Annotated in this window: 4 protein-coding genes; 1 reads left to right on the forward strand and 3 read right to left on the reverse strand. The window is 33.3% G+C overall.

The genetic code is table 11. The annotated features are described in order from the left end of the window. Positions 1-2,978: SIR2 family NAD-dependent protein deacylase (locus V7183_RS23240; protein ID WP_335360986.1), on the reverse strand; the 2,978-nt coding region annotated here is incomplete at its 3' end. 167 nt (positions 2,979-3,145) lie between these two features. Between V7183_RS23240 and V7183_RS23245 the strand changes: the two genes are divergently transcribed. After that, positions 3,146-3,574: a YndM family protein gene (locus V7183_RS23245; RefSeq protein WP_373605232.1), complete on the forward strand. Its 429-nt coding sequence runs from the start codon at positions 3,146-3,148 to the stop codon at positions 3,572-3,574. Between the two features lie 273 nt (positions 3,575-3,847). Here V7183_RS23245 and V7183_RS23250 read toward each other — a convergent pair whose 3' ends face one another. After that, positions 3,848-4,267 (reverse strand): GNAT family N-acetyltransferase, encoded by a 420-nt coding sequence (locus V7183_RS23250; RefSeq protein ID WP_335360987.1) that lies wholly within the window; start codon positions 4,265-4,267, stop codon positions 3,848-3,850. 381 nt (positions 4,268-4,648) lie between these two features. After that, positions 4,649-5,185 (reverse strand): GNAT family N-acetyltransferase, encoded by a 537-nt coding sequence (locus V7183_RS23255; RefSeq protein WP_335360988.1) that lies wholly within the window; start codon positions 5,183-5,185, stop codon positions 4,649-4,651. Positions 5,186-5,275: the final 90 nt, after the last annotated feature.

Below are 5,275 nucleotides of genomic sequence, written 5' to 3' on the forward strand. Positions count from 1 at the left end.
AATACACATTTAATAAATACAAAACTTAACCACTTTAAAAATACTTGTTTTGTATGCGGATGTAGTAAATTTAAATGCTCAACTGCATATTTAATATATCTCTTTATCTCTGTAAATAACGGCAAATTAATTTGTGTATAACATAGTCCTGCCCACGCATACTTTATCGCTTCATTTTCTTTTTTTAAATCGAGATAAGGTAAAAGGTATTTTCTACACCACTGTTTCTCAATATGATACAAAAATGTTACATCAGCAGTTAATCTCGCAAACATAAAATTGGCACACTCAGATGCTCTTTGCACCTGCTCTTCAAATAAAAATAAGTACTCATATATATTTCGGTCATATAAGTGATCATATGCGAGCAGCTTTAATAATACCGATGTCATTTTCCCTACTGGATGCTGGATAGACGCATTATAAAAATCCTGTTCTCCTACCTTGAAATTGGCAGCCCCCTTCATGACTTGAGGAAATAAGGAAAAAGCAAAACGTTTCACAGCTCGTATACTATTCTCCTCAAATTCTTCTAACCGATTACTAATTTCATATAGAAAACTACTAATCAACCAATGAAAAACTGTTTTGCGAACAAACTGTTGCAACAGTGGAATGATTTTTTGTATTTGCTGATTTGTCAGCTTCCGATTATTTCTCCATTCCCTAATACAAACGAACCAAACCTCATTGCTTACCTGATGCTCGCCTACTAGTTGATACGCAAGCGAAATACTCCAATCCGCATTCAATTTACACGCTTTTGATAACATTTCTAAAAAGTGACGCTGTTCAAAAATACCGTCATTTGAAAATAACATAACTTGCTTCTTTATCTCATGCTCTTTCAACCGTAATAATCCATCCGCTGTTACGTTACATATAATACTTTGCGCAATCACTTCTTCTTTTTTCTCACTGTATCGATCTGAAGAAAAATGAGGATGTTTTTGCTTCATGATGTTATACGCTTCTACTGTACAATTACTATTTGAATCACATGTATACAGTAAATCTAATACAAGGCAAGCATCGAATGCTCTTTCTTTTATAAGCTGCTTCATCACCTTTTGGAGTACTTCTTGCTTTGTTTCTTCTAGAGCAACTGGATAATGCTTCTTTAAAAATTGAAACACTTCATGTTTATATGTAAAGTCTAAAAGTAATCGTTGATTTAGTAACCATTTTAATTTTTCATCAGCAGCTACAAATCTATTTTTATTCATTGCTTCAATCGCAATTCGCTTTTGCAATATACTATCTGCTCCGATCATTTGAGCGATATAATACGAAGCCTTTTCCTTGTTATTTTCACACAAATAGGTAAGACACTCGTTTATAATCCGAATTAAAAATGTGAAGTCCTTTGGCTGTAAATCATGCTCTGAAAATTCCATCGTATTATAAAGAACACCGTCTCTTTTTTGTAATGCTGCTTGTTTTAACGATAGCATCTGAATTTTTTCTAATCCCATGACCATAATAGGGTCTGCAAAATACGAAATGTGTGGTTTCATTTTTTCATCCCAAATCCGCTGCACATGTGAAAATACAGGAACCGATAAACGACTTGATTCTTCTAATTCAATTGAATCTTGCATGTCATTTTCCCATCTTCTCACACGTTTAAGTTTAATTTTCCCGTCCAAAATAAATGTCAATAATAATACGCCGATTTCTTTATGCTCTGGAAAAGAACATTTATATAACAAATAGGAAATTTTCTCTATGGAATGACTATTATTTTCAGCTGTTTCTAATAAAAGCAACGTCCATTTTGTAAATAATAAAGGTTCCATTGGCTTATTCGTTTCTTTTAAATATATACATATCGTTTGCCATAACAACGGAGATATTTTGGAATGATTTTTAAAAATAAGCTGGAATAGTTCTTTTTGATGACTGAAAAGAAAATGCTCAACAAGCCACTCAGCAAGCAATTCATCTGCTTCATCATAACGAGAGATAATCAAAAATAAATTTTGAAGTTTCCCCTCTGCCTCAAGCCATTCAACCCACTCATAATCCCGAGCAAATTCTACAAAATACCTGAGCGTTTCAATCTTTTTGATCGATTGCTTTATATACGATAGTTGTTCTTGTTCAAGCGATGGCGGGACTGTCACAATATCACGAATCCGCATCCTTTTTGTAATATAATTATCCCCCATTAATTCAGCCCAGCGTTTCACCGCTTTAACAAGCGCCTGATGATTATTTGCTTTATTCGGGTAAACAATCGGACTTACCCCTAAATGTTCCCAATGATAAGTATTGTCACCTTGTGCGACAAAAGCATAGCGCCTTGTACTCGGCGGCAAACCTGTTGCCAGATACTTCATTACCGGATCATTATGGCTATATCCAATGAACAAAACTGTATAATTTGAAAATAAATCAACTAAAAATCTTCTTGCCCATCCCTCTGTCAAGTAAGCCCTTCCAAAGTCACCATCAGTTAATATTAAATTCTCTTTTTCCTGTTCAATATTTCCATGTATATATGCTAAACCTTTAAACGATCTTCCTGTCGGCAAGGCAGGTGCATAATAAATATTAAAATTCCGTTTCATTTCTTGAATTACAGTTGTAAAATGCTGATCAAAATTTGTTGTTACAATACGAACATCAGTATCCTCTGAAAAAAGTCGCAAAATTGCATAATGTAATGGATTGGGCTTCGATTCTTTCACATTTACAAGATCTTTTGCAGCTTGATGTACATCTTTCGTCCTTGCAATTTTCCCAAGATAATAATCATGCGGTTCTGTTATTTCACGCTTTTCGACATATAAAGCCTCAGCAATTTCATCAACTAAATCATCGAAGTTTGGTAAGTTTGATTTCCCTTTCATAGAAACTCCTGCTCCAACAAATAATACAAGTTTTCCTTGCTCAAGATTATCAAATAGTTCTTCTGGAATTTCTACTTCTGAAGTAATCCACATCTGGATTCCCTCCTTACCTAAAAATGTCATACACTCTCATTTTACTATAACATTTTTTGTTTATATTTTTAATATTCCAGCAAATGATCCAACATGAAAAATTTTACTTTTTAAGCCAACAAAACAATATGAAGTGTATGAACTTCTCATTTTATAGGAAAACTATGTAGAGACGGGAGGTGTACACGTTGAGTAATATGGCTGTAGTGCTTATCAAATTTATATCGTGTATCATTGCTTTTGCTTTTGGACTTGCTTTATTTTTTCCTGCCACACTTCTTCAAATCATTTCCTTTAGTCTATTTGTAACGATTGTGTCTTACATGTTTGTTGATAAAATTATTTTAGAGCGCATTGGCAACTCAGCTGCCATTATGAGTGATTTCTTGTTAACCTATTTAAGCGTGTGGATTTTTGGCAATATTTTATTGGACAATTACATCCAAATTGCGTGGGGAAGTATTCTTTCCGCTATTGTCTTTACAGTATCTGAAGTATTTGTTCATCGTTTTTCTCATCCGCATGAGCGATATAAAAACGAAAGAATTAATATGAATGGCCGATTCGCATATGGAACTGAATTTGCTGAAGAACAGAACATATTAGATAAAGATAAGAAGAAATAAGAAAAAAACGGCATTGTATCTATATAAGGGGTTCGGTTTTGAAGTGCAAAATTCGAGATTTCAGGGCTTTTAGCATTTAAATTCGCATAAAGAATGACAAACTATTTGGAAAGTAAATTAGCACAAAAAAGCTTGGAGACTGTTATGACTCCAAGCTTTTTATTTGCATGACTTTTTTGAAAGAAAGCACCCGATAGCTTAACAAAGTTGTTTGGAGAAAAATGGTTTTAACATTGATTGATTTTTTTTCGAAAATCATTAAAAATATTGTGCCTATTTTTTTGAAATGACAGTAAACATCCCTGTCATATTAGGCGAGAAGTCTTTAAAATTATATTTCTCATAGAACGTTTCTTTACCTTCAGATGCAAACAAACCAACAAATGCCTTGTCCGGGGCATTTTTATTTAAATATTCAATCAAAAGATTCATTATTTCATTTCCAATACCATTTTTCTGATAATCTGGATGAACCACTATATCTTGGATATAGAAATAAATAGCCCCATCACCAACAATTCTGCCCATACCCACAACCTGTTCATTATCCTTGACTGTGATGCAGTGAATAGAATTTCTTAGGGAAGTATCTGCCACATCAAAATTCATATAATTAGTCCATCCCACAGACTCACACAAATATTTGTATTCCTTCAATGTGGGAATATTATTTTCAAACTTATAGTTTTTCAAAATGTTTCCTCCAATGTCTCAAACTTCACCAAAGTATAATATGCTTTCTTTTATTTTAACATAAATATCCAATAAGCCTTCTTAAAATTAGCCACACAATTCGCATCAAAATTAACATATGAATTTGCACACTGACAATTACTTCTGTCAACCTCTCAAAAGGGTTGCGAATAATTATACAAATTCGCCCTTAATTCGTTTAAAAATCCTTTTATAATAACAAAAAAAGACAGTCTAATTCAGTTACGAATTGAACTGCTAATTTAGTGTTTGTACTCGAAAACCGAACCCGTTAGTATTTGTAATGACGCCTTTTTATCATACATGGCTTCCTTTTGCATATCTAACACAAGTAACGCCTTCATTCGTTTCACCTGTCCTTTATATGTTATATTCCAGCATCCAGCAATCTTCTAATTTCTCTTCATGTAGCTCATGTTCCTTTAATTTTTTCACCTTTTTAAATCCGCACTTTTCATAACAGCGAATGGCACGTTCGTTAGCTACTCTTGGGTCCATCGCTATTGCTTCAGCACCTAATTCATCGATGATATATGTAACCATAGCTTGTACAAGTTCTGTTCCAATTCCTCTATTCCAATATATTGGCTCTCCAATAAACTGGTCCATCCCCCATACATTTTGATTTTCTCTATACCCATATAACTCTTTCCATTCTGAATCTATCGGGTACATTTGCACATAACCAATTCGTTCTCCAGCGTATTCTACTAAACATCTTTTCTCGTCACTCTTTGGATTATGGATAAAATACATATGAACTTTCTCAAGAGATTGTGGTTTATCTCGTCCTTCGTAATACTGTAAAACTTCTGAATTGGTTAACCATTTTGAAATGATATTTGCATCATCTTCTATTACATATCTCATAGATAATTTCCCTTTTTGAAATAACATATTCAACCTCCTTCATCGCATTATAATATTCTAGATTCATTGAGTTAACTCCTCTGATTATATATACATCAATTAAAAAGCCGACATAAA

Origin of the sequence: Bacillus sp. JJ1127 (assembly GCF_036965845.1) — a bacterium.
Taxonomy (GTDB): Bacteria; Bacillota; Bacilli; order Bacillales; family Bacillaceae_G; genus Bacillus_A.